This is a genomic window from Vreelandella arctica, assembly GCF_037070215.1.
In the GTDB taxonomy this organism is placed as follows: Bacteria; Pseudomonadota; Gammaproteobacteria; order Pseudomonadales; family Halomonadaceae; genus Vreelandella; species Vreelandella arctica.
In genome coordinates this window covers 109,296-131,970 of record NZ_JBANSN010000011.1, presented here as the reverse complement: position 1 = coordinate 131,970, position 22,675 = coordinate 109,296, and the positions used below count along the sequence as shown (strand labels likewise).

Below are 22,675 nucleotides of genomic sequence, written 5' to 3'. Positions count from 1 at the left end.
GCCACGATGCTTATCACGTTCTTGGCAATGCGTTTTGCTACTGTATGGTTGATACAGTGTGATTGTTGCTGTATCTGCTTAAAGGATAAGGAGAAGCCTTATGGGTGCGTTGACCAAAGCAGAACTGGCTGAGCATTTACATGCTGAGCTAGCCCTGTCCAAGCGAGAAGCGAAGGCCATGGTCGAAGCTTTTTTTGAAGAGATTCGAGCCTGTCTTCGTGAGAACGAACAGGTGAAGTTATCGGGGTTTGGTAACTTTGACCTGCGTGATAAGCGCGAGCGGCCAGGGCGAAACCCGAAAACCGGTGAAGAAATTCCGATTTCTGCCCGGCGGGTAGTCACGTTTCGCCCAGGGCAGAAGCTTAAACAGCAGGTAGAGCATTATGTGGGCGGTGAGTAGCATTTTGGGTTCTAGGTGTATGGGCATCTGATTCATAAGCTTTAGGTTCACAACACTAGATCATCTCATGCCCTTTACAAGGAGTGCCTATGGGCGCTCCTTTTCTTGTTATAGCGTCGAGTCTCAAGTCATGAGGGGTATCTTGCGACTACATGCCACCACCTTCTATTAACCACGTAATCACCACCTTGATAACGTAACCCAGCATGCCTGCTCCCAACACGACAAACAGCATGATGGTGCCAAATTTGCCAGCGTTGGATTTTTTAGCCAAATCCCAGATAATAAAACACATAAATATAATTAATCCCCCGATCATTATCGGGGTGATCCACGTCTCAAAGGTTTGCTGCATAGTGACTCCTGGTTGACGGTAATGAGCTGGCCATGACGTTTTGTGTTTCATTCTAACCAGCCATGTTAATATTTGAGCAAATTCATCGGGTATTTGTCGACTTGCGGGTTGGCACTGTGACACTTTGACAGGGGAGTGACGATGCCGAAGCTTAATATTTTGGTGGGTACCATGTACGGCGGTGCCCTTGATGTGGCAGAGCAAGTGAAGCCCCTATTTGAACAGGCCGGTTACGCTGTAGAGGTTGTTGAGCAGCCATCTGTCGATGATATTGTCAGTGGTGACGCCGATTTGGCGCTGTTTTGTGTCTCGACCACTGGCAGTGGAGATTTTCCCGGCAGTTTTGTGCCCTTTGTCCGGCAGTTGCGTGATCAAAGTCCCGCGCTTACCACGCTTCGCTACGGGCTCATTGCACTCGGTGATAGCTCGTATGGGGATACTTTTTGCGGCGCAGGCCGCGCGCTAGACGAGTTGCTGGCGGATTATGGCGCGACTCGCTTAGGGGAGCGCCTAGAAATCGACGCCATGGAGACCTTTATGGCCGACGATGCTGCTGTGCCCTGGGTGGAAGAGTGGATCGTTAACCAGCAGTTAAAGGTGGCTTGAGCGATGCAGCGAACGCCCACCTCACCTGAGCGCATCAGTGTTGCGCTGGGCTTATGTGTCGTTATGCTGGCAACCCTGCCACGCTACATGGCAGGCGGGCATGAAACCCGCCAGACGCTGATTTTCTTCGCCTTAGCACTGGTGGCTTTCGCGACTATTATTCAGTGGCGCTTATTGGCGGTGGAGGCGCGTCGCCGCTTGCCACAACTATGCAAACGGTTAGCCGTTATGTTACTGCTAGGAATGGTCGTAATGGGTGGTTGGCACGCGCTGTTTACGGAGTGGATTAGTTGGCAGGTGTTCATTTCCCATGGTGCAACGCTTGGCGTACTGATGCACACAGTAGGTCTATGGTGGGCTGGCGAGCGCCAAGCTCACTAGTGTTTTGGTATAGCGATTGAAAAAGTCGCCGCAAGACGTACAAAGCAGTAGAATGGTATAAATTACGCAGCATGGGGCTAATAATGAAGCTAAACACGCCTTAAAGCGGTTAATTGCTCGCTTATTCCCTTGTTTTTAACATCACTGCCCCCATGTTGCGAGCATGGCGCTTGCCACTATGCGTTGGGGTTCTTAAAATTACCCCCTTGAACTTATTACATGCAATCAACACAACGCCCAGCCGTTAGAGGACAATTCATGCAAGTTTCTGTCGAGACGACCTCCCAGATCGAACGCCGCATTACTATTCAAGTGCCGGCTGCCGAAATTGACGAGGCCGTTAGTGCTCGCTTGAAAGACACCGCGAAGAATGTTCGCTTGAATGGTTTTCGCCAGGGCCGGGTGCCAATGGCAGTAGTCCAGCAGCGCTACGGCCAAGATGTACGTAACGAGGTAGTTAGCGAAGTAATGCGTGAGCGTTACGTACGCGCTATTACTGATGAAGGTCTCAACCCGGCGGGTTTTCCGCAAATTGAACCTTCCGTTAATGAATCAGGCAAAGACCTTGAATTCGTGGCGGTAATGGAAATCTACCCGCAGGTAGAGCTGGCTTCAATTGAAGGCACTGATATAGAACGCCCGGTGGTGTCCGTTAGCGATGCAGATGTCGATGAGATGATCGATACACTGCGTAAGCAAAATGCCACATGGGAAGAAGTTGATGCCGCCGCCGCCGATGGTGACCAAGTCACTATCGACTTCCAGGGCTATATTGGTGATGAACCGTTCGAAGGCGGTAGTGCCGAAGGTCACACACTGGTCATTGGCTCCAATAGCTTTATTCCAGGTTTTGAAGAGCAGTTAATTGGTGCTAAAGCGGGCGAAGAGAAGACCCTTAACGTCACGTTCCCTGATGACTACCAGGCTGAGCACTTGGCTGGCAAAGAAGCTACTTTCAAGGTGACGGTTCACAAAGTCAGCAGCCAGAAACTGCCCGAAGTTGACGCTGAGTTTATCGAGCGTTTTGGCGTTGAAGGCGGCGATCAGGAAAAATTCCGCGCCGAAATCAAGAAGAACATGACCCGCGAAGCATCACAAGCCGTTGATAACCGGGTTAAGCAGCAAGTACTTGATGCGCTTAAAAAGGTGAATGAAATTCCTGTGCCGAGCGCACTGGTTCAGCAAGAAACAGATGGCATGAAGCGTCAGGCGGCTCAACAGTTTGGTTTAGGCGAAGATTTTGATGTTAGCCAGCTGCCCAATGAACTTTTCGAAGAGCAGGCTAAAGGCCGAGTTCAGGTTGGTTTGTTACTGGCAGAAGTCATCAAGGCAAACGAACTTGATGCCGACGATGATGCTATCAAGGCAAAAGTAGCCGAGCTGGCTGAGCAGTATCAAGATCCTGATGAAGTGGTTAGCTACTACATGGGTAACGAACAGCTGAAAACCCAGGTGAAATCTGCCATTCTCGAAGAGAAGGCGGTGGCTAAGTTACTTGAGCAAACGAACATTAAAGACGTTGAAATGTCTTATCAGCAAGCCCTTGCCGCTGCGCAACAGCAGGCTGAGCAAGATGAGGGTGCTGAAGAAGGCGAGCAAGCTAGCGCCTAACACCCTGGAACGTGGCGCACCTTTATGTCGGTGCGCCTTTCCCTTCCCGGACGCAAGGAATCACCTGAATGAGTGAGTTTGATATTCAAAACGCCGGCGGTTTAGTGCCCATGGTGGTTGAGCAGAGCGCCAAAGGGGAAAGAGCCTACGACATCTACTCACGCCTTTTGAAAGAGCGTGTGATCTTTTTGGTAGGCCCTGTAGAAGACTACATGGCTAATCTGGTCGTCGCTCAGTTACTGTTTCTGGAGTCAGAAAATCCAGATAAAGATATTCACCTGTATATTAACTCGCCAGGTGGTTCGGTCACCGCGGGGATGTCGATTTACGACACTATGCAGTTTGTGAAGCCGGACGTGTCTACGGTATGTATTGGCCAAGCGGCCAGCATGGGTGCGCTGTTATTGACAGCAGGTGCTGCTGGTAAACGTTACTGCCTGCCCAATTCACGGGTGATGATTCATCAGCCGCTGGGTGGTTACCAAGGCCAGGCTTCTGACATTGAAATTCATACCCGTGAAATTCTGGGTATTCGCGAAAAGCTGAATCAAATCCTTGCCCACCATACGGGTCAAGATATTGAAACTGTCTCGCGTGATACAGATCGGGATAATTTCATGAGCGCCAATAAAGCCAAAACGTATGGCTTGATTGACGCAGTGCTGGATAAGCGGCCTACATCCTGATAGCGTAATAGGATTCTGCTTTTCTAACGAGCTTTTCCGGCGGCGTAAGCCGCCGCAGTGATAGAGGTATGCGAATGGCCGACGGCAAAGGCAAGGACGAAGGTGGCAAGCTGCTCTACTGCTCGTTTTGTGGAAAGAATCAAAACGAAGTACGTAAGCTGATTGCGGGCCCGTCCGTTTATATCTGCGATGAGTGTGTCGACTTATGTAATGACATCATTCGCGAGGAAGTTCTCGAAGCCGATGCCGAGAGCGATGAGGAGCGTTTACCTACGCCTCGCGAAATACGTCATACGCTTGATGACTACGTCATCGGACAAGATCGCGCCAAAATGGTGCTTTCTGTAGCGGTGTATAACCACTACAAGCGCCTGAAAACAGACGTGCGCGACGGCGATGTAGAATTAGGTAAATCAAACATTCTGCTGATTGGCCCTACTGGTAGCGGTAAAACGCTGTTAGCGGAAACGATGGCGCGGTTACTGAATGTACCTTTTACCATTGCGGATGCAACCACACTGACGGAAGCTGGCTATGTCGGTGAAGATGTCGAAAACATCATCCAGAAGTTGTTGCAGAAGTGCGATTACGACGTTGAGAAAGCCGAGCGCGGGATTGTTTATATTGATGAAATCGACAAGATTTCACGCAAATCGGATAATCCTTCAATTACGCGTGATGTCTCGGGTGAAGGCGTCCAGCAAGCATTGCTGAAGCTGATTGAAGGCACGACGGCTTCTGTGCCACCTCAGGGTGGACGCAAACATCCCCAGCAGGAATTTGTCCAAGTTAACACAGGCAATATTCTGTTCATTGTTGGCGGTGCGTTTGCGGGACTGGATAAAGTTATTCGTGACCGTGCTGAGAAGGGCGGTATCGGCTTCAATGCAGCGGTGAAAAGCAAGGAGTCCTCCCGCGGGGTGGGTGAGCTGCTGGCTGACGTAGAGCCTGATGATCTGGTGAAATTTGGCTTGATTCCAGAATTTGTGGGGCGTTTGCCTATCATCGCGACGCTGATGGAGCTTACCGAAGATGCACTGGTGCAGATTCTGACCGAGCCTAAGAATTCCCTGGTTAAACAGTACGCTAAGCTGTTTGAAATGGAAGATGTAACGCTTGAGTTCAGAGATGAAGCGCTACGTGCTGTGGCTGAAAAAGCGATGGAGCGTAAGACTGGCGCCCGTGGCTTGCGCTCTATTCTAGAGTCAGTGCTGCTTGACACCATGTACGAAATTCCATCGCTTGAAGGAGTCAGTAAAGTTGTTATTGACGGTTCAGTGATTGCCGGTGAGAGCGAGCCTCTTTTGATCTATTCTCAGCAAGAAGAAGCGCTAGTCGACGGCACTGATGGTTAGTAGCTAGTTGACCAGTCGGCCCAGCTTTAACCGCTTGCGCTAAAACCAAGGGGTCGCTTAGGCGACCCCTTGTTGTTGAAGAGCCCTGCCGCTAAAGAGCTGTGCTGTTGAAAAGCTTTGTTGTGAAGTGTTACTGCCTAGTCCGCTCAATGCTAATGTGGTTAAAAATCGCTTACTGACGACTGCGCAGTACTTTTCCAAGTACTCTTTTTTAAGTACTCATCCGATTTGCCGAGGAACGTCTGCGATGCAGCAGAACGCCGAACAGACACAATGTCTACCCCTTTTACCGTTGCGCGATGTGGTCGTTTATCCGCAAATGGTAATACCCCTTTTTGTTGGTCGTGAAAAATCTATCCAGGCGCTTGAAGCAGCGATGGAGGCTGATAAGCGTGTATTGCTGGTGGCTCAACGTGAAGCGTCTCAGGATGAGCCGGATAACGCTGATCTTTATTCTATGGGTACCGTGGCTGACATTATGCAGCTGCTCAAGCTTCCTGATGGCACGGTTAAAGTACTCATTGAGGGTAATTTTCGAGCGGATGTACTAAGTGTCGATGAGAATGAAGCTGGCTACACGCAGGCACACTTAACACCCCGAGAGAGTGAGCCGCTTACCAGTCGTGAACAAGAAGCGCTGGTTCGCGTATTACTCAATCAGTTTGAGCAGTACGTCAAGCTGTCTAAGAAAGTCCCTAACGAGGTACTTAACTCGTTATCAGGGATTGAAGACCCAAGCCGCTTGGTGGACACCATTTGTGCTCATCTGTCGCTGAAGATTGGTGATAAGCAGGAATTGCTTGAGATGGATCGTGTGCGCGATCGTATTGAGCACCTGATGGCGCTGATTGAGTCTGAAATCGATCTGTTGCAAGTGGAGAAGCGCATCCGCTCGCGGGTTAAAGAGCAGATGGAGAAAACCCAGCGCGAGTACTATCTCAATGAGCAGATGAAAGCCATCCAGAAGGAAATGGGTGAGCTGGATAATGTGCCCAACGAGGCTGAAAAGTACGAGCTGGCGATTAAAGAGTCCGGTATGCCCAAAGAGGCATCTGAGAAAGCCACGCAAGAGCTTAACAAGCTCAAAATGATGGCTTCAAATTCCGCTGAAGCAACCGTTGTGCGATCTTATCTGGATTGGCTAGTCGCGGTGCCCTGGAAGAAGCGCACACGTGTGAAGCATGATCTCGTCAAAGCTCAGCAAGTGCTGGATGAAGATCATTACGGCCTCGAAGAGGTAAAAGCGCGCATCCTAGAGTATCTTGCCGTGCAGAAGCGGGTGCGCAAGATGAAAGGGCCTGTATTATGTTTAGTGGGCCCGCCTGGGGTGGGTAAAACCTCTCTCGGCCAATCTATCGCCCGTGCCACCAATCGTAAGTATGTGCGTTTGGCCCTAGGTGGCGTTCGCGATGAGTCAGAAATTCGCGGCCATCGCCGCACCTATATCGGGTCGCTGCCCGGTAAATTGATGCAGCGGATGAGCCGTGCTGGGGTTAAAAATCCCCTGTTCTTGCTTGATGAGGTCGACAAGCTTGGCATGGATCATCGCGGCGATCCTGCCTCTGCGTTACTTGAAGTGCTTGATCCTGAGCAAAATAACAGCTTTAGCGATCACTATCTGGAGCTCGATTACGATCTTTCAGAAACACTATTCATCTGTACGGCTAATTCGATGAATATTCCTAGCGCGCTTCTAGACCGTATGGAGATTATTCGTCTGCCGGGTTACACGGAAGATGAAAAACTGGCCATCGCTAAGCGGTACTTGTTGCCCAAGCAGTTAGCAGCAAACGGTTTGAAGAGCGATGAGTTAACGCTGGAAGATAGCGCACTTTTAGAGCTTATTCGCTATTACACTCGTGAAGCAGGTGTGCGTGAGCTTGAACGTCAGATCGCCAAAGTGTCGCGTAAAGTGCTACGTGAACGCCTTGAAAATGAGCGTGACCCTACATCTGATCAAGATGGTCAGAGCTTAACGGCTGAACAGATAGAGCACTATGCAGGGGTGCGTCGCTATAGTTACGGTCTGGCTGAGCAAGAAGATCAAATTGGCCGAGTCACTGGGCTTGCCTGGACATCGGTCGGTGGCGAATTGCTTAATATTGAGTCAGTGGTTACGCCGGGTAAGGGGCGAATTAACAAAACTGGCTCGCTCGGCGATGTCATGAAAGAGTCGGTAAGCGCTGCACACACCGTGGTTAGAGCTAGAGCACAAGCGTATGGTATTGATCCTGAGCGGTTCGAAAAAGAGGATCTGCATATCCACGTACCCGAAGGCGCCACACCGAAGGATGGCCCCAGTGCGGGTATTGCCATGGTGACCGCTATCGTTTCTGCTTACACCCAGCGGGCGGTACGTTGTGATGTGGCAATGACCGGTGAGGTCAATCTGCGCGGTGAAGTGTTGCCCATCGGCGGTCTGAAGGAGAAATTGCTGGCAGCACGCCGCGGTGGTATAAAGACAGTGTTAATTCCTGAAGAAAACCGTCGTGATCTCAAGGAGGTACCTGACAATATCAAAGGTGCACTTGATATTCGTCCGGTACGTTGGATAGATGATGTCTTAGCCGTAGCGCTAGCTGATAAGGTAGAAGAGGGTGCACCGTTGAAAAGCACCGACGCATCGTATAGTAATACCGTAGTTGCTAGTACTCATTAAGCTGTTAAAGCCCTCTTTGGTCTTTAATTTTACTTAATATTTTGTGTCCGCTGCTTTGTGTGGCGGGTATCTTACAGCATGGTTGCTTGACAGGTGTTTCAAGGCGTTGCTATAAAACGCAGCTATGCTTTGATCGTTGTACCTATCGGTGACCGTGCCGTTCAGAGCCATTTTTTGAAACAGTCAAGGGGTGAAGAGTGAATAAGTCCGAGCTGATTGAAGCCATTGCCGCGTCTGCAGATATTCCGAAAGCAGCGGCAACCCGCGCATTGGATGCCATGGTGGAGTCTGTCACCGATAGCCTTAAGAAGGGCGAAAGCGTATCACTAGTAGGCTTTGGTACCTTCGCAATCAAAGAACGTGCTGCACGCACTGGCCGCAACCCGCAAACGGGACAGCCAATCCAGATCAGTGCCGCCAAAGTACCCAGCTTCAAAGCAGGTAAAGCGCTGAAAGACGCCGTCAACTAATTTGACCGCGTTTGCTGTAACCTAATGGGCGCATCGCATAGGCGATGCGCCCATGTTATTTTCTGGCCCTCTATTTGTTAGGATTTAGCGGGTCGATGTATTTGGCTGTGACTATCTGAGGCTAGTATGCTGCAAAGTATTCGAGATGGCTCCAGGAGCTGGGGTGCCAAAATTATTATCGGTGTTATGGTCGCGGCCATGGCGCTTTTCGGGATTGAATCACTGTTCGGGCTTTTTGGCAGCGATCCAGACGAAGTTGCAAGTGTCAACGGGCAGCCAATTATGCGTCAGCAGGTTGAGCTCGGGGTGCAGCGCGCTTTACGCTCAGGGCAGGTGCCGCCTGAACAAGAGCGAGCCCTACGCAGCGACATGCTTGACCAGCTCATCACCCAGGAGCTGTTATCCCAGTACGCAGAAGAGGGTGGTTTTGCTGTTTCAGAAGAGCAACTTGATCAACTGATAGTCAGTCTGCCTGAGTTCCATGATCAGGATGGTCGTTTTTCTGCTGAAGTTTTTCGTAACCGCTTAGCGGGCGCGGGCTATACGCCATTATCTTTTCGTGAAGAATTGCGCGTCGATATCCAGCGACAGCATTTACAGCAGGGCCTAGCCTTCAGCGATTTTAGCTTACCCAATGAGCAAGAGCGCCTAGCAGAGTTGCAGCGTCAGGAGCGGAGCTTACGCTATGTGGTGCTAGATGGTGACGACGTCGAGGCTGATGTCACTATCAGTGAAGACGACCTGCAAGCCTATTATGATGCCCACCAAGAGCGCTATGAGCGCCCAGAACAGGTACGTCTTGAGTATGTGGTAGTTGATCGTCAGGCAATGGCAGAAGGCCGCGATGTTGATGAAGAGGCGCTACGCGATGCATGGCGCGAACAGAATCGTGACGCTGATCGCCAAGTCTCGCATATCATGATCACCTTTGGTGACGAACGTACTCGTGACGAAGCTCAGGAAATGGCCGAAACAGCTAGGCAAGCATTGGATAGCGGTGAATCGTTTGCCGATACCGCTCTGCGCTACTCTGATGATACGGCCAGTGCCGAAGAGGGTGGGGATCTTGGGGTAATCAGCCGTGGCTTCTTTGGGGATAGCTTTGATGAAGCAGCATTCTCTTTAGAAGAGGGTGATGTATCCCAGCCGGTTGAACTGGATAATGCTTTTCACATTATTCAGGTGGCGGATATTCAAGGCCCAACATTTGAAGAGCAGCGCGATGAGTTGGCGCGGGAAGTGGCGCTGAGCGATGTTGATGATGAATTTAATCAGCGAGTTCAGCAGCTAATTGATGAAAGCTTCGCAGCTGATGATTTGCAAAGCGTTGCTGAAAGCATTGGTCTTACCCTTAATGAGAGCGATTGGCTTGCCCGTGATGATGAAGTTGAAGGCGTTTTATCCGAGCCTGGTGTGATGTCAGCGGCGTTCAGCAACGACGTGCTGGAAGAGGGTTATAACAGTGAAGTTATCGAGTTAGACCAAGATCGTCGGATGGTGCTGCGTGTTGCTGAACAGCGCGATGCAACGTTACTGCCTCTGGATGAGGTCCGCGAGGAGGTCGAAATATCCGTCGCCGCTGAGCAGCAGCAGCAAGCATTGCGTGAAGAGGCGCAATCACTGCTTTCAGAACTGCAGGCAGGTGAGGAGTTGGATATCAATTGGCTCGAAGCTAACAACGTTAGTCGCCAAGCCGATACCACCGTACCTCAAACCATTGTTCAAGAAGCTTTCCGCATGCCACGGCCTGATGAGGGTGAGAGCGTTTATCATGCCGTTGAACTGCCTCAAGGCGTTGCCATTGTAGCGTTGGATAGCGTTACTGACGGTGAAATTGATGAGCAGATGGAAACGTTTGTCTCACAAATGGCAGAACAACTGCGTGCTCAATCGATCCTGCAGGGATTGATTGATGATTTGCGCAGTGACGCAGACATAGAGCGGTAGAATCTTTTAAGCAAGCCCAAAAAAGCCGATCGCGAGATCGGCTTTTTTTATACCCGTAAACTGCGGTTAGGTGTCAGGTAATTCGGTGAAAGAGAACTGACGCAAGCTTGGCGCGGTGTGATCTGAGCGCTCAACCACGATATCCCAGCCACGTTGGCTATCCCAATCACCTAACACATAACGTTTGGCGGGTACTTCTTCAACCGTCAGGTCATGTACGTGGGGGCGGTGAGTGTGACCATGAATCATAGTGGCAACACCAAACCGCTCCATCAACAAAATGACTTCCTGCTGTGTCACATCCATGATTGCCTCAGCTTTATTGGCGTTAGCCTCGCCCGACTGCATACGTAGGCTTTTGGCCAGCTCTAGACGTTGTTCCAGCGGTAGAGCCAATATCTGAGTTTGCCACTCTGGGTTGCGCGACTGCTGACGGAAAGCCATGTAGGCTTCATCTTGGGTGCATAAACTATCGCCATGAAGAAGTACCACGGGCACCCCCTGAATCTCGACTTCCTCAATGTCAGATAGCAGCATCGCCTGGCAAGCGTTAACAAAGCGCTCGCCGAGTAAAAAGTCACGGTTGCCATGCATCAAATAAACAGTGGTACCGTCACTGCTAAGCTTGTGCAACCGCTTGATAACCTCTTGAGCCACAATGCTGAGCGGATGGTCCGTGGCATCCAGAAGGTCATCACCCATCCAGGCATCAAAAAGGTCGCCCAGAATATAAAGAGCATCGGCTCCTGGGGCAGTATGTTCTAGGTAGCGGTAAAACCCCTGATTAATCTCAGGGGTGTCGCTACTTAGATGCAGGTCGGCAACAAGCAATGTGCGCATAAAGCTCCCAGTGTCATTCCGCTTCCTTCACATAAGCGCGTTCGATGATCACGTCTTCAGCGGGTACATCGGCATGCATGCCACGGCGTGTAGTGGCCACGTTTTTAATCTCGTTGACCACCTCCATACCGCCAACGACTTCGCCAAACACCGCATAGCCCCAGCCTTGAAGACTTTTACCGCTGTGATCCAGAAAGCTATTGTCGCCCACATTAATGAAAAACTGCGCAGTGGCAGAATGCGGGTCTTGGGTGCGAGCCATGGCTAGCGTACCGATAGTGTTTTTTAAGCCGTTGTCAGCTTCGTTATCGATCGGGTCACGGGTTGGCTTCTGCTCAAAGTCTTTATCAAAACCGCCGCCTTGGACCATGAATCCGTCAATCACCCGATGAAATAGGGTGCCGTCATAAAATCCGTCGCGAACGTACTGCTCAAAATTCGCCGCGCTAATCGGCGCTTTTTCATGGTTAAGCTCGATGGTGATGTCACCGTGGTTCGTCTGTAATACGATCATTGATAAATTCCTGTTCAATAAAGGCGTTCGCCTTGGCGCTGTGCATCGGCGTCACGTTATAATAACGGTTTTGCCCTGCACCGCGAAGTGCCATAGGAGTATCCTATGTTCTCACGGCTCAGTACGCCATCCACCACGAGGTTATCAACACCACCATGACCAACGAGACCACCCCAGCGCCGAACTTCATTCGCAACCAAGTACGCGACGAAATCGAGGGCGGCCAGGTCACTAAAATCGTGACACGCTTCCCCCCCGAGCCCAACGGCTTTTTGCACATCGGCCATGCAAAGTCGATCTGTCTCAATTTCGGGCTGGCGGAGCAAATGGGTGGCGAATGTCATCTACGTTTTGATGATACCAATCCGGCGAAAGAAGAACAGGCATACATCGATGCCATCAAAGAGGATGTCACTTGGCTAGGCTTTGAATGGGCAGGTCCTGTGCGTTTTGCTTCCGACTACTTCGACCAACTCTATGCTTGGGCGCAGCACTTGATGCGAGAAGGAAAAGCCTACGTGGACGACCTTTCGCCGGATGAAATTCGCGAGTACCGCGGCACACTAACGGCGCCGGGTACCCCTAGCCCTTACCGTGAGCGCAGCGCCGAAGAGAACCTTGATCTGCTTGCGCGAATGCGCGAAGGCGAGTTTGGTGAAAGTGAAAAGGTCGTGCGCGCTAAAATCGATATGGCGTCACCTAATATCAACCTACGCGACCCCATCCTTTACCGCATCCGACATGCCAGCCATCACCAAACGGGCGATAAGTGGAAAATCTACCCCTCGTACGATTTCACCCATGGTCAGTCGGATGCCATTGAAGGGGTTACGCACTCGATCTGTACCCTGGAATTTGAAGATCACCGCCCACTGTATGAGTGGTTTTTAAACAACCTTCCTGTGCCCGCCAAGCCGCGCCAAATTGAATTTTCCCGTCTCAATCTTGATTACACGTTAACCTCCAAGCGCAAGTTGAAGCTGTTGGTAGACGAAAAGATTGTCGATGGATGGGATGATCCGCGGATGCCGACGATCTCCGGTATGCGTCGCCGCGGCTACACACCAGCCTCTATCCGCAAATTCTGCGAGATGATCGGCGTCACCCGTGCCGACGGTGGCTTGGTCGATATCGCCATGTTGACCCACGCGATTCGCTCGGATCTTGAAGACAATGCGCCGCGCGCCATGTGTGTGTTAAAGCCGCTGAAAGTCGTGCTCACCAATGTGCCGGAAGATCACGAAGAGATGTATGAAGTGCCGGGGCATCCTGCACGTGAAGATATGACGATGCGCAAGGTGCCCTTTACTCGGGAGCTTTACATCGATCAAGACGACTTTATGGAAGATGCTCCTAAGAAGTTCTTCCGCCTCGCGCCAGGTAAAGAAGTACGTCTACGCAATAGCTATGTGATTCGCTGTGACGAGGTAATTAAGGACGCGGCCGGTGACATCAGAGAGCTGCATTGTTCAGTGGATTTCGATACGCTGGGCAAAAATCCTGAAGGTCGCAAGGTGAAAGGGGTTATTCATTGGGTAAGCGCTGCCCACGGCGTGCCGGTGGAAGTGCGCCTGTATGACAACCTGTTCACCGTTGAGCAGCCAGATCGTGACAAAGATGTCGACTTCCTAGAGCACTTAAATCCGGAATCGCTGGTCGTTTGTCAGGCAATTGGCGAGCCAAGCCTTGCGGAGGCCACGCCCGAGTCACGCTTCCAGTTCGAGCGCGTTGGTTACTTCTGTGCAGATCGTCATGATTCCACACCAGAGCATTTAGTGTTTAACCGCACCGTGGGATTAAAAGATAGCTGGGCAAAAATCAAGCAGAAGGGCTAAAGGCCAGGAAAAACATGGATAGCCATATGCATATTTACAATACGCTGACGCGTCGCAAAGAACTTTTCACCCCGCTTGAAGCGGGAAAAGTCAGTATGTATGTCTGCGGCATGACGGTGTATGACTATTGCCATCTTGGTCATGCCCGCGTCATGGTCGCCTTTGACGTCATCACCCGCTACCTGCGTGAGCGTGGCTACGATGTTAACTATGTGCGCAACATTACCGATATTGATGACAAGATACTCAAGCGCGCCGACGAAAATGGTGAAAGCATCACCGCGCTAACCGAGCGCATGATTGCCGCCATGCACGAAGATGAAGCGCGTCTGTTTGTTTTGCCACCGACTCATGAGCCCCGCGCCACCGGTCATATCGACGATATCGTGGCAATGATTGAAACGCTGATTGCAAAAGGCTTTGCCTATGCGGCCGATAACGGCGATGTTTACTACCGTGTACGCAAGTTTGCCAATTACGGCAAGCTCAATAATCGCCAGCTAGACGATATGCGCTCTGGTGCTCGGGTGGATGTTGATGTTCATAAAGAAGATCCACTCGACTTTGTACTTTGGAAGGCTGCAAAACCGGGTGAGGCCCACTGGTCGTCGCCGTGGGGTAATGGGCGTCCCGGCTGGCACATCGAGTGCTCGGCGATGTCGACCTGCTGCTTGGGTGACACCTTCGATATTCACGGTGGCGGGCCGGATCTAACCTTTCCGCATCATGAAAATGAGATTGCGCAAAGCGAAGCGGCCACCGGCAAGACCTACGTCAACACCTGGATGCACGCTGGGGCAGTGCGGGTGAACAAGGAGAAGATGTCCAAATCTCTGGGCAACTTCTTCACCATTCGCGATGTACTGGCCGAACACGACCCTGAAGTGGTGCGCTTTCTGCTGGTGGCCAGTCACTACCGTAGCCCGATCAACTATTCGGTGGACTCACTGACCGAAGCACGCAAATCGCTGACACGTTTATACACAGCGCTAGAAGGCGTCGACACTGACGCTATTGCCAGCAGTGAAGCATCCCCTTACCGAGAGCGTTTTACTCAGGTCATGGACGATGACTTCAACACGCCTGAAGCGTTGGCAGTCATGTTTGAGCTGGCGCGTGAAGTCAATCGCGCCAAGCAGGAGCAGCCCGACGAGGCCGCTAGGCTTGGGGGCGAGCTCAAGCAGCTAGGGGCTATTTTGGGGCTGCTTCAGCAGGCGCCGCAAATTTTCCTGAAAGGCACGCAGCAACAGGGTATGCCGCTTAGCGAAAGCGAGATTGAAGCGAAAATTGCTCAACGTATTGAGGCGAAAGCGAATAAGGACTTCGCTCAGGCGGATGCGATTCGCGATGAGCTCTCGGCCCTAGGGATTATTCTTAAAGACTCACGCGAAGGTACTTCTTGGGTGTTAGAAGCACCTTAAACGCCGATGGCTTTATCTTAGGCTCTGACTTAAACGCTGATGGCTCTTATACTTCATAAGAGCCTCAGTAAAAAAAGCCCACTTCAAAAGGAATTCCAAGATGCGCTTGTCAGCTAATCCTATCATTGCTAAGCCCCTAATCGTTGCTTGCGCCGTATCCGTTATTTCCCTTTCCCAGGCCAGCGCCAATGAGCCGGTAGTGGTGTCCTCCAAGATCGACACGGAAGGGTCGGTGTTGGGTGAGCTGATCATTCAGACCTTGGAACGCAACGATATTGCTACCGAAAACCGCTTGCAGCTTGGTGGTACTAGTGTTGTGCGGTCGGCATTAGAAGCTGGCGAAATTGATGTGTACCCTGAGTACACGGGCAATGGTGCCTTCTTTTTTGATATGGCCGACAGTCCAGTGTGGAACGATGCGGATCAAGCGTTTGAAACCGTTAAAGAGCGTGACGCGGAACAAGACTTGGTCTGGCTGCAGCCAGCTAGCGCTAACAACACCTGGGCAATGAGTGTCCGCGAAGACGTAGCCAATGAAAATGAATTGGTCAGTTTAGAAGACCTCGCGGCCTATCTGGCGGAAGGGGGGGAGTTCAAATTCGCCGCCAGCGCTGAATTTGTTGAATCCGCACAGGCGTTACCTGCGTTTCAGGAAGCCTACGGTTTTGAATTGAGCGATGAGCAACTGCTAGTGCTGTCGGGTGGCAATACTGCTGCCACCATGCGTGCCGCCGCCCAGCAAACCAGTGGCGTTAACGCCGCCATGACTTATGGCACCGACGGTGGCTTAAGTGCACTGGGTCTGGTCGTACTGGAAGATACTAAAGGTGTGCAGCCCGTATACCAGCCTGCCCCCGTGGTGCGTGAAAGCGTGCTGGAAACGTATCCCGAAATGGAAGCACTGCTCAACGAGGTCTTTGCCACCCTTGATCTGGTCACTCTCCAAACGCTAAATGCAGATGTTGCCGTTAACGGGCTGTCACCGACCCAAGTGGCCAGCGACTATCTGGATGCGCTAGCTGATTAATGTGTTTATGCCTGGGATAACTAATTAATGTCGTTATTGGATGCATTGCCCACCCCTCGGCTTCGCTGGGATGGGCGGCACCCTAACACTGTGCTTGTTAGCCTCAGTCTTATCATGCTGGCCGCATTCTGGGGTTTGGACGTGGTTAGCATGGCTCCCAATCGGATTGTTCAGGGAACGAGCTACGGCGCGCTTGAGGCCTTAGGCTGGCCCGGCGCGCTATTAGCCACATTACTGCTCAGTTTCATTGGCATATTAGCGTGGCAACCGAGTCACTGGCACTATCGCGCTCTGTTAGCGGCAGTAATGGCCTTGATGGCACTCATGCCCGTGGGGTTAATTGCCAGCAGCTATTTACTGATTGATCCTGAACTGCCCCAGGCGCGTTTGGGCTTGGGGGCAGCGTATTGGGTAGTGCTGTTTGTATTACTACTGTGCTTAATTGAAATACGCTTACGCTTAAAGCTCACTCGTCTCTGGCCCACGCTGCTGTTATGTGGCGTGGCGTTGGTGTGGTGGCTGTGTGCAACTTTGTGGCTGGATAACCTTGCCTTGGTGCAGGAGTTTAAGGCGCGTGATCGGCAGTTTCTGAGAGCTATTGGTCAGCACGTGACGCTGGTTGGGGCTGCCGTCAGTATTAGCGTGGTGGTTGGCTTAGTGCTAGCGATGCTGATGCGCCGCTATGCACGGCTGCAGAAAGGCGCTTTCGCAGTACTCAATTTTCTACAAACCATTCCCAGTCTTGCCTTGTTTGGCCTGCTACTGGCGCCGCTTGCTTGGCTTGCTGCCAACGTGCCATTGCTAGGCCGGCTTGGCGTCAGCGGGATCGGTACGACGCCTGCCTTGATCGCACTGATTGCCTATAGCCTGCTCCCCATGGTGCGTAACACCTATATCGCTCTTGAAGAAGTAAGCCCCGATACCCTGGAAGCCGCTAAGGGGATGGGAATGCGTGCTGGCCAGCGTTTTTGGCAGGTGCGGCTACCGCTGGCGCTGCCGGTGCTACTTGAGGGGGTGCGTATTACCACGGTTCAGGCCATTGGTCTCACCGCCGTTGCCGCTTTGATCGGGGCGGGTGGGCTCGGCACCTTTATTTTTCAGGGTCTGGGTCAAGCAGCCATGGACATGGTTCTGCTCGGCGCACTGCCCATTTTAATGCTGGCTCTGGTCGTGGATGCGGGCTTGGGCGCCCTGGCAGAAGCACTGCGCCCCGGAGGAACACGATGATTGAGCTTTCCCATGTCTCAAAGCGATTTGGTGAAGAAACCGCGGTGGATGATATTTCGCTGCGTGTGCCTAAGGGCAAATTTTGTGCGTTGGTAGGTACCTCCGGCTGTGGTAAATCAACCACGCTGCGCATGATCAATCGTTTAATCGAGCATAGCGAGGGTGACATTATTCTGGATGGCCAGGCCATTGAGGTGTATGACCCGGTAAAGCTACGCCGCCGGATTGGTTATGTCATTCAGCACACCGGTTTGTTCCCTCACTGGAACGTGGCGCGCAATATTGGTCTGGTACCACGGTTATTGAAGTGGTCAGCCGCCGATGTCCAGGGGCGGGTTGAAGAGTTGATGGACTTGCTAGGCTTGCCTGTCGGGGAGTTTGCGCATAAATATCCTCACCAGCTTTCAGGTGGGCAGGCGCAACGAGTCGGGGTGGCAAGGGCATTGGCCGCCGACCCCGATATTTTGCTGATGGACGAACCTTTCGGCGCCCTTGATCCGATTACCCGTGAAAAGCTTCAGGATGAGCTGGCCAAACTACAGGCGCGGCTGCACAAAACGGTGGTCTTCGTGACCCATGACATGGATGAAGCCCTCAAGCTAGCAGATCATTTGGTGGTGATGCGCGAAGGGCGAATAGTGCAGCAAGGTTCTCCGCTGGCGCTGTTGCAACAGCCAGCCGACTCGTTTGTCGAGTCATTGCTAGGGGGGCTCGAACGGGGGCTCAAACAGGCTGCTTTAACCCGCGTTAAAGACCACATGACCTCCATGGGGCCGACTCTGCCCGCCCAATCACGGATTCCTGCAGATTTCTCACTACGTCAGGCGCTTTCCATGATGCTACGCGACCATAGCGATAGGCTTACAGTTGTCGATCAGCACGATGTCCCCATTGGCGAGCTATCGCTGCGCAGGATCATCAAGGAAGCACAACTGGATAAAGGAAGTGCGCGTGAGTAATTCGCTGAGTATCGCGCAGCCACGTAAAAGAGCCCCGCTGTGGCTTTGGCCACTGGTGTGGGGAACACTGCTGCTGCTCAGCGTTGTGGCCATGTCTGCTGCCGAGCCACTGTTTCGCTGGATAGAACCTGATGCCAGGCAGGTGATTTATGACCGTGCTGATTTCTATGTACTGCTGGGCCGCCACCTCCTTGTGGTGGGCATAGCGGCGCTTGTGACCGTTGTTGTAGGCGTCTCAGCTGGCATTGTGGTGACTCGCGAGCGTGGCAGCGATTTTTTGCCGCTGGTCGGCCAGTTGGCCTCGCTGGGACAAACCTTTCCGCCGGTGGCCGTGCTGGCGCTGGCGGTACCTGTGCTCGGATTTGGTACTTTGCCCATCATTGTCGCCTTGATGCTGTATGGCATGCTGCCCATCGTGCGTAATACGCTTGCCGGACTGCAGGAGGTTGATATCGACATAAAGACCGCCGCACACGCCATGGGCATGACGCCGACTCAGACATTGCGGTATGTCGAGCTGCCGCTGGCGGCCCCGGTCATCCTGGCGGGCATTCGCACCTCCGTCACCATTAATATCGCCACGGCTGCTCTGGGGGCGACTGTTGGGGCCAGTAACCTTGGCGACCCGATTATCTCCGGCATCGTTAACGGCAATATGGCCTATGTCGTTCAGGGGGCGTTGACCATTGCACTATTGGCATTGACGGTCGACAGCCTATTTGAAGTGCTGCAACAACCACTGCGTTCTCGTCTCTCTGCGGCTTAAGTTGTATCCCTAAAGTTCTTGTGCTGCGTTACTGTCGCAGTAGTTGTATTTGACTCATGCCAGATAAATCCACTGGCAAAAATGGTCAATGCCAACAACACTGCCCTCAAAAGGGGTAAAACAAGGACAATAATGATGACTGAGTACGTGCACCAGCCGGATTTCATGACCGGCGACGAATTTTCGATTCCCACCTTTAGCCTGCTCTGTCCGGAAGGCGAGCTACATGACGGCGCCATTGAACCGGCGCTTGAGCGTGATCATGCCCGGCGCATTTACCAGGCAATGCTGGCCACGCGTATTCTCGACGAACGAATGATGGCAGCCCAGCGTCAGGGGCGGCTTAGTTTCTATATGCAGTGTACGGGGGAAGAGGCCGCCGTAGTGGGCGCAACTGCCGCGCTTGATGATGCCGACATGATCATGGCCCAGTACCGCGAGCAGGGCGCTCTGATGTATCGCGGCTTCTCAATCGATGAATTTATGAACCAGCTGTTTGGCAACGAGTTGGACTACGGCAAAGGCCGTCAAATGCCGATCCACTATGGATCCCGCAAGCTGCACTACATGACCATCTCTTCCCCCCTGGCTACGCAAATTCCACAGGCCACGGGCTACGCCTATGGGCAAAAACTTGCTGGTGATGGCCACTGTACGCTGACCTTCTTTGGCGAAGGTGCTGCTTCCGAAGGCGATTTCCACGCCGCACTCAATATGGCCTCGGTACATCAGGTGCCAGTGATTTTCTTCTGCCGTAACAACGGCTATGCCATTTCCACGCCTGCCGTAGAGCAGTTCGCCGCTGATGGTATTGCCCCACGAGCATTTGGTTACCATATGCACGTGATACGCGTGGACGGCAATGACGTGTTGGCGGTCTATGAGGCCACTCGTCAGGCGCGCAAGATTGCCGTTGAGCGCAACCAGCCTGTCTTGATCGAGGCCATGAGCTATCGTCTGGCTGCCCATTCCTCCTCGGATGACCCATCAGGCTATCGTTCAAAGGATGAAGAAGAGATATGGCGCGCCAAAGACCCCGTGCTGCGGCTAAAAAAATGGCTGTTGAAAAAGCAGTGGTGGAGTGAGGAAGAGGAGAGTAGCCAGCAAGAAGCCCTGCGCCGGGAAGTGCTCGAGACATTAAAACGTGCCGAGAAGCGCGCATCGCCCCCGCTTGAGAGCTTGATCAGCGATGTCTATGCCGACATCACACCTGCGCTACAGCGTCAGTTTGACCAGTTGAAACGCCATATCCGCCGGTATCCAGAAGCTTACCCACGAGGTGCGCAATCGTTGGACTTAGACGTTGGCACAGACACTGATCCGCAGGGAGAGGCGTAACATGGCCACTATGAATATGCTCCAGGCGATCAATAACGCCCTGGATATCGCCATGGCAGAGGATGAAAAAGTCATTTGCTTTGGTGAAGACGTAGGGATTTTCGGCGGCGTCTTCCGAGCGACAAGCCATTTGCAGGAGAAGTACGGCAAGGCTCGCTGCTTCAACACACCGCTGGTCGAACAGGGCATTATCGGCTTTGCCAATGGTTTGGCGGCCCAAGGCTCGGTACCAGTCGCGGAAATCCAGTTTGCTGACTATATCTTTCCTGCGTTCGATCAGATCGTTAACGAAACGGCCAAGTTCCGCTATCGCTCGGGGGATCTGTTTAATGTGGGTGGGCTGACCATTCGTACCCCATACGGCGGCGGCATCGCCGGCGGGCTCTACCACTCTCAATCCCCGGAAGCCTATTTCACCCATACCCCCGGTTTGAAAGTGGTCGTGCCGCGTAACCCCTATCAAGCCAAGGGACTGCTGCTTGCCGCCATTCGGGATCCGGACCCGGTATTGTTTCTGGAGCCCAAGCGGCTTTACCGCGCATCGGTAGGCGAAGTGCCCGAAGAGGATTATCAACTGCCAATTGGTGAGGCCGAGATCACCAAGGAGGGCACCGATATTACCGTGGTTGGTTGGGGCGCGCAGATGGAAGTCATCGGCAAGGCGGTTGAACTAGCCGAGGAGCAGGGTATCGCCTGTGAAGTGATCGACCTGCGTTCACTACTGCCCTGGGATGCGGATACGGTGGCGGAATCGGTGCTCAAGACCGGTCGCCTAGTTGTTAGCCATGAAGCACCCTTAACCGGCGGTTTTGCCGGTGAAATTGCCGCTACCATTCAAGAGCGTTGTTTTCTCTACCTTGAATCGCCCATTGCCCGGGTCACAGGGCTGGATACGCCTTTTCCGCTGGTACTGGAAAAAGAGTATCTGCCCGACCACCTGAAGATTTTTGAAGCGGTTCGCGAAAGCGTCAACTTTTAGCGGCTATATAAAGCCTAAGTACGCATGGGGAGAACAATAATGAGCGATTTTTTACTGCCGGATATTGGCGAAGGCATTGTCGAGTGCGAAGTGGTCGAATGGCGCGTCGCTGAAGGTGACCAAATTGAAGAAGACCAGCCCATCGTTGAAGTCATGACCGATAAGGCGCTGGTGGAAATTACCGCCCCAGAAGCCGGTGTCGTGACCAAGCTTTATGTGGCCAAGGGGCAGATTGCCAAGGTGCATGCCCCCTTATACGCCTACCAAGCCGAAGGTGAAGCACCCAGTGAAGCCAGCATGGTAGAGGATGACTCGGACACTTCCCAACCCACGCCATCACCCAGCGCCGACCGCCCAATGGAGCCAATTGCGTCGTCAAACGTGTCGATGATAGGAACGCACGGTAAAGTCCCCGCCAGCCCAGCGGTCCGAAGGTTGGTGCGGGAACATCACCTCAACCTGACGGATATCGCAGGTAGTGGTAAAGATGGTCGGGTACTCAAGGAAGACGTATTGGCGCATCTTGAACAGCCTGCTGGAACAGCCATGGCATCGTCGCAGGCTGTTCCACCTAGTGGTGTAGAGGAAGCGCCCAGGGTGGAGCCGCTGCGCGGTGTGCGGGCGGTGATGGCCAAGCGAATGGTGGAGTCGGCCAGCACGATCCCCCATTTTCATTACGGTGAAGAGATAGACGTGACTGCGCTGCTGGCACTGCGTGAACGTTTGAAGCCGCTGACGGAAGCCAAGGGCGAACGCTTGACGTTGATGCCGTTTTTCATGAAAGCCATGGCACTGGCAGTCGCTGAATCTCCCATCCTCAATGCCCAGCTTAATGCAGCTGGTGACGAGCTGCGCTACTACTCCCAGTGCAATATCGGTATGGCCGTGGATAGCAAAGCAGGGCTGATGGTGCCCAATGTCAAACATGTCGAGCGGTTGACCTTGCTGGAGATTGCGCGGGAAGTGGGCCGGTTGACCACGGCTGCGCGTGAAGGGCGGGTAGACCAGGTTGACCTCAAGGGGGGGACCATCAGTATCTCCAATATCGGCGCGCTAGGAGGTACTTACGCTGCCCCTATCATCAACGCACCTGAAGCCGCGATCGTTGCTATAGGTAAAACACAGTGGCTGCCAAGGTTCGATGGGCAGGGCGAGGTGCAGCGCCGGGCGATAATGACCATTACCTGGGCGGGCGATCATCGCTTCATCGATGGTGGCACCATTGCCCGCTTCTGCAATGCATGGAAAGGCTTTCTAGAGGAACCGGACTCTATGCTGCTGCATCTGGCCTAGTCCGTA

General features: G+C 52.7%; 22 protein-coding genes. 18 read left to right on the top strand and 4 right to left on the bottom strand.

Features of this window, described 5'->3' with window-relative positions; genetic code table 11:
• The first annotated feature begins 100 nt into the window (after window positions 1–100).
• A complete protein-coding gene (locus V8L70_RS12295) occupies window positions 101–400 on the top strand; it encodes an integration host factor subunit alpha (protein WP_035579533.1) in 300 nt (99 codons plus the stop codon).
• Window positions 401–548: 148 nt separating this feature from the next.
• Here the strand turns inward: V8L70_RS12295 and V8L70_RS12290 are convergent, their stop codons facing one another.
• Window positions 549–755, bottom strand: a complete 207-nt coding sequence (locus V8L70_RS12290) for a DUF2788 domain-containing protein (protein ID WP_008956864.1) — start codon at window positions 753–755, stop codon at window positions 549–551.
• A gap of 141 nt (window positions 756–896) precedes the next feature.
• Between V8L70_RS12290 and V8L70_RS12285 the strand changes: the two genes are divergently transcribed.
• The 8 genes from V8L70_RS12285 (at window position 897) to V8L70_RS12250 (ending at window position 10,470) form a co-directional block, all read left to right on the top strand.
• Window positions 897–1,361 carry a flavodoxin gene (locus V8L70_RS12285; RefSeq protein ID WP_101147032.1) on the top strand — a complete coding sequence of 155 codons (465 nt, stop codon included), beginning with the start codon at window positions 897–899 and terminating at the stop codon, window positions 1,359–1,361.
• Window positions 1,362–1,364: 3 nt separating this feature from the next.
• Window positions 1,365–1,742 (top strand): hypothetical protein, encoded by a 378-nt coding sequence (locus V8L70_RS12280; protein ID WP_101147031.1) that lies wholly within the window; start codon window positions 1,365–1,367, stop codon window positions 1,740–1,742.
• Between the two features lie 258 nt (window positions 1,743–2,000).
• Window positions 2,001–3,353: a trigger factor gene (tig, locus tag V8L70_RS12275; protein WP_101147030.1), complete on the top strand. Its 1,353-nt coding sequence runs from the start codon at window positions 2,001–2,003 to the stop codon at window positions 3,351–3,353.
• 68 nt (window positions 3,354–3,421) lie between these two features.
• The gene (gene clpP / locus V8L70_RS12270) at window positions 3,422–4,039 is read left to right on the top strand and encodes an ATP-dependent Clp endopeptidase proteolytic subunit ClpP (RefSeq protein ID WP_101147029.1); all 618 of its coding nucleotides are present in this window, start codon (window positions 3,422–3,424) and stop codon (window positions 4,037–4,039) included.
• A 74-nt stretch (window positions 4,040–4,113) separates the two neighbouring features.
• Window positions 4,114–5,394, top strand: a complete 1,281-nt coding sequence (clpX, locus tag V8L70_RS12265) for an ATP-dependent Clp protease ATP-binding subunit ClpX (protein WP_101147028.1) — start codon at window positions 4,114–4,116, stop codon at window positions 5,392–5,394.
• A 247-nt stretch (window positions 5,395–5,641) separates the two neighbouring features.
• Complete coding sequence (gene lon, locus V8L70_RS12260) at window positions 5,642–8,053, top strand: endopeptidase La (protein WP_101147027.1); 2,412 nt, start codon at window positions 5,642–5,644, stop codon at window positions 8,051–8,053.
• Between the two features lie 197 nt (window positions 8,054–8,250).
• A complete protein-coding gene (locus tag V8L70_RS12255) occupies window positions 8,251–8,523 on the top strand; it encodes an HU family DNA-binding protein (RefSeq protein ID WP_007114333.1) in 273 nt (90 codons plus the stop codon).
• Window positions 8,524–8,649: 126 nt separating this feature from the next.
• On the top strand, window positions 8,650–10,470 hold the full coding sequence (locus tag V8L70_RS12250; protein ID WP_101147026.1) for a SurA N-terminal domain-containing protein: 1,821 nt from the start codon (window positions 8,650–8,652) through the stop codon (window positions 10,468–10,470).
• A 66-nt stretch (window positions 10,471–10,536) separates the two neighbouring features.
• Here the strand turns inward: V8L70_RS12250 and V8L70_RS12245 are convergent, their stop codons facing one another.
• The 3 genes from V8L70_RS12245 to V8L70_RS12235 are packed head-to-tail and all read right to left on the bottom strand — an operon-like array spanning window position 10,537 to window position 11,918.
• Window positions 10,537–11,310, bottom strand: coding sequence for a UDP-2,3-diacylglucosamine diphosphatase (locus tag V8L70_RS12245; protein ID WP_101147025.1), 774 nt, complete (start codon window positions 11,308–11,310; stop codon window positions 10,537–10,539).
• A 13-nt stretch (window positions 11,311–11,323) separates the two neighbouring features.
• Entirely contained in the window at window positions 11,324–11,824 is a 501-nt protein-coding gene (locus tag V8L70_RS12240) for a peptidylprolyl isomerase (RefSeq protein ID WP_101147024.1), read from the bottom strand.
• Window positions 11,796–11,918: a hypothetical protein gene (locus V8L70_RS12235; protein WP_008956874.1), complete on the bottom strand. Its 123-nt coding sequence runs from the start codon at window positions 11,916–11,918 to the stop codon at window positions 11,796–11,798. The genes V8L70_RS12240 and V8L70_RS12235 overlap by 29 nt, the downstream gene beginning before the upstream one ends.
• 61 nt (window positions 11,919–11,979) lie before the next feature.
• On the opposite strand from V8L70_RS12235, the gene V8L70_RS12230 reads away from it, so the two are divergent.
• The 9 genes from V8L70_RS12230 to V8L70_RS12190 all read left to right on the top strand — a co-directional run bounded on the left by V8L70_RS12230 (window position 11,980) and on the right by V8L70_RS12190 (window position 22,669).
• Window positions 11,980–13,659 carry a glutamine--tRNA ligase/YqeY domain fusion protein gene (locus tag V8L70_RS12230; RefSeq protein WP_101147023.1) on the top strand — a complete coding sequence of 560 codons (1,680 nt, stop codon included), beginning with the start codon at window positions 11,980–11,982 and terminating at the stop codon, window positions 13,657–13,659.
• A gap of 26 nt (window positions 13,660–13,685) precedes the next feature.
• The gene (gene cysS, locus V8L70_RS12225) at window positions 13,686–15,080 is read left to right on the top strand and encodes a cysteine--tRNA ligase (RefSeq protein WP_198556111.1); all 1,395 of its coding nucleotides are present in this window, start codon (window positions 13,686–13,688) and stop codon (window positions 15,078–15,080) included.
• A gap of 100 nt (window positions 15,081–15,180) precedes the next feature.
• Window positions 15,181–16,107, top strand: coding sequence for a glycine betaine ABC transporter substrate-binding protein OsmF (gene osmF, locus V8L70_RS12220; protein ID WP_336269458.1), 927 nt, complete (start codon window positions 15,181–15,183; stop codon window positions 16,105–16,107).
• Window positions 16,108–16,134: 27 nt separating this feature from the next.
• Window positions 16,135–17,334: an ABC transporter permease gene (locus V8L70_RS12215; protein ID WP_336269457.1), complete on the top strand. Its 1,200-nt coding sequence runs from the start codon at window positions 16,135–16,137 to the stop codon at window positions 17,332–17,334.
• The gene (locus V8L70_RS12210) at window positions 17,331–18,293 is read left to right on the top strand and encodes an ABC transporter ATP-binding protein (RefSeq protein WP_035555597.1); all 963 of its coding nucleotides are present in this window, start codon (window positions 17,331–17,333) and stop codon (window positions 18,291–18,293) included. The genes V8L70_RS12215 and V8L70_RS12210 overlap by 4 nt, the downstream gene beginning before the upstream one ends.
• On the top strand, window positions 18,286–19,059 hold the full coding sequence (locus tag V8L70_RS12205; RefSeq protein WP_101147020.1) for an ABC transporter permease: 774 nt from the start codon (window positions 18,286–18,288) through the stop codon (window positions 19,057–19,059). The genes V8L70_RS12210 and V8L70_RS12205 overlap by 8 nt, the downstream gene beginning before the upstream one ends.
• Before the next feature lie 135 nt (window positions 19,060–19,194).
• On the top strand, window positions 19,195–20,397 hold the full coding sequence (locus tag V8L70_RS12200; protein WP_008956881.1) for a thiamine pyrophosphate-dependent dehydrogenase E1 component subunit alpha: 1,203 nt from the start codon (window positions 19,195–19,197) through the stop codon (window positions 20,395–20,397).
• Window position 20,398: 1 nt separating this feature from the next.
• Window positions 20,399–21,376, top strand: coding sequence for an alpha-ketoacid dehydrogenase subunit beta (locus V8L70_RS12195; RefSeq protein ID WP_336269456.1), 978 nt, complete (start codon window positions 20,399–20,401; stop codon window positions 21,374–21,376).
• Window positions 21,377–21,415: 39 nt separating this feature from the next.
• Window positions 21,416–22,669 (top strand): 2-oxo acid dehydrogenase subunit E2, encoded by a 1,254-nt coding sequence (locus V8L70_RS12190; RefSeq protein ID WP_335597619.1) that lies wholly within the window; start codon window positions 21,416–21,418, stop codon window positions 22,667–22,669.
• The last annotated feature ends 6 nt before the right edge of the window (window positions 22,670–22,675 follow it).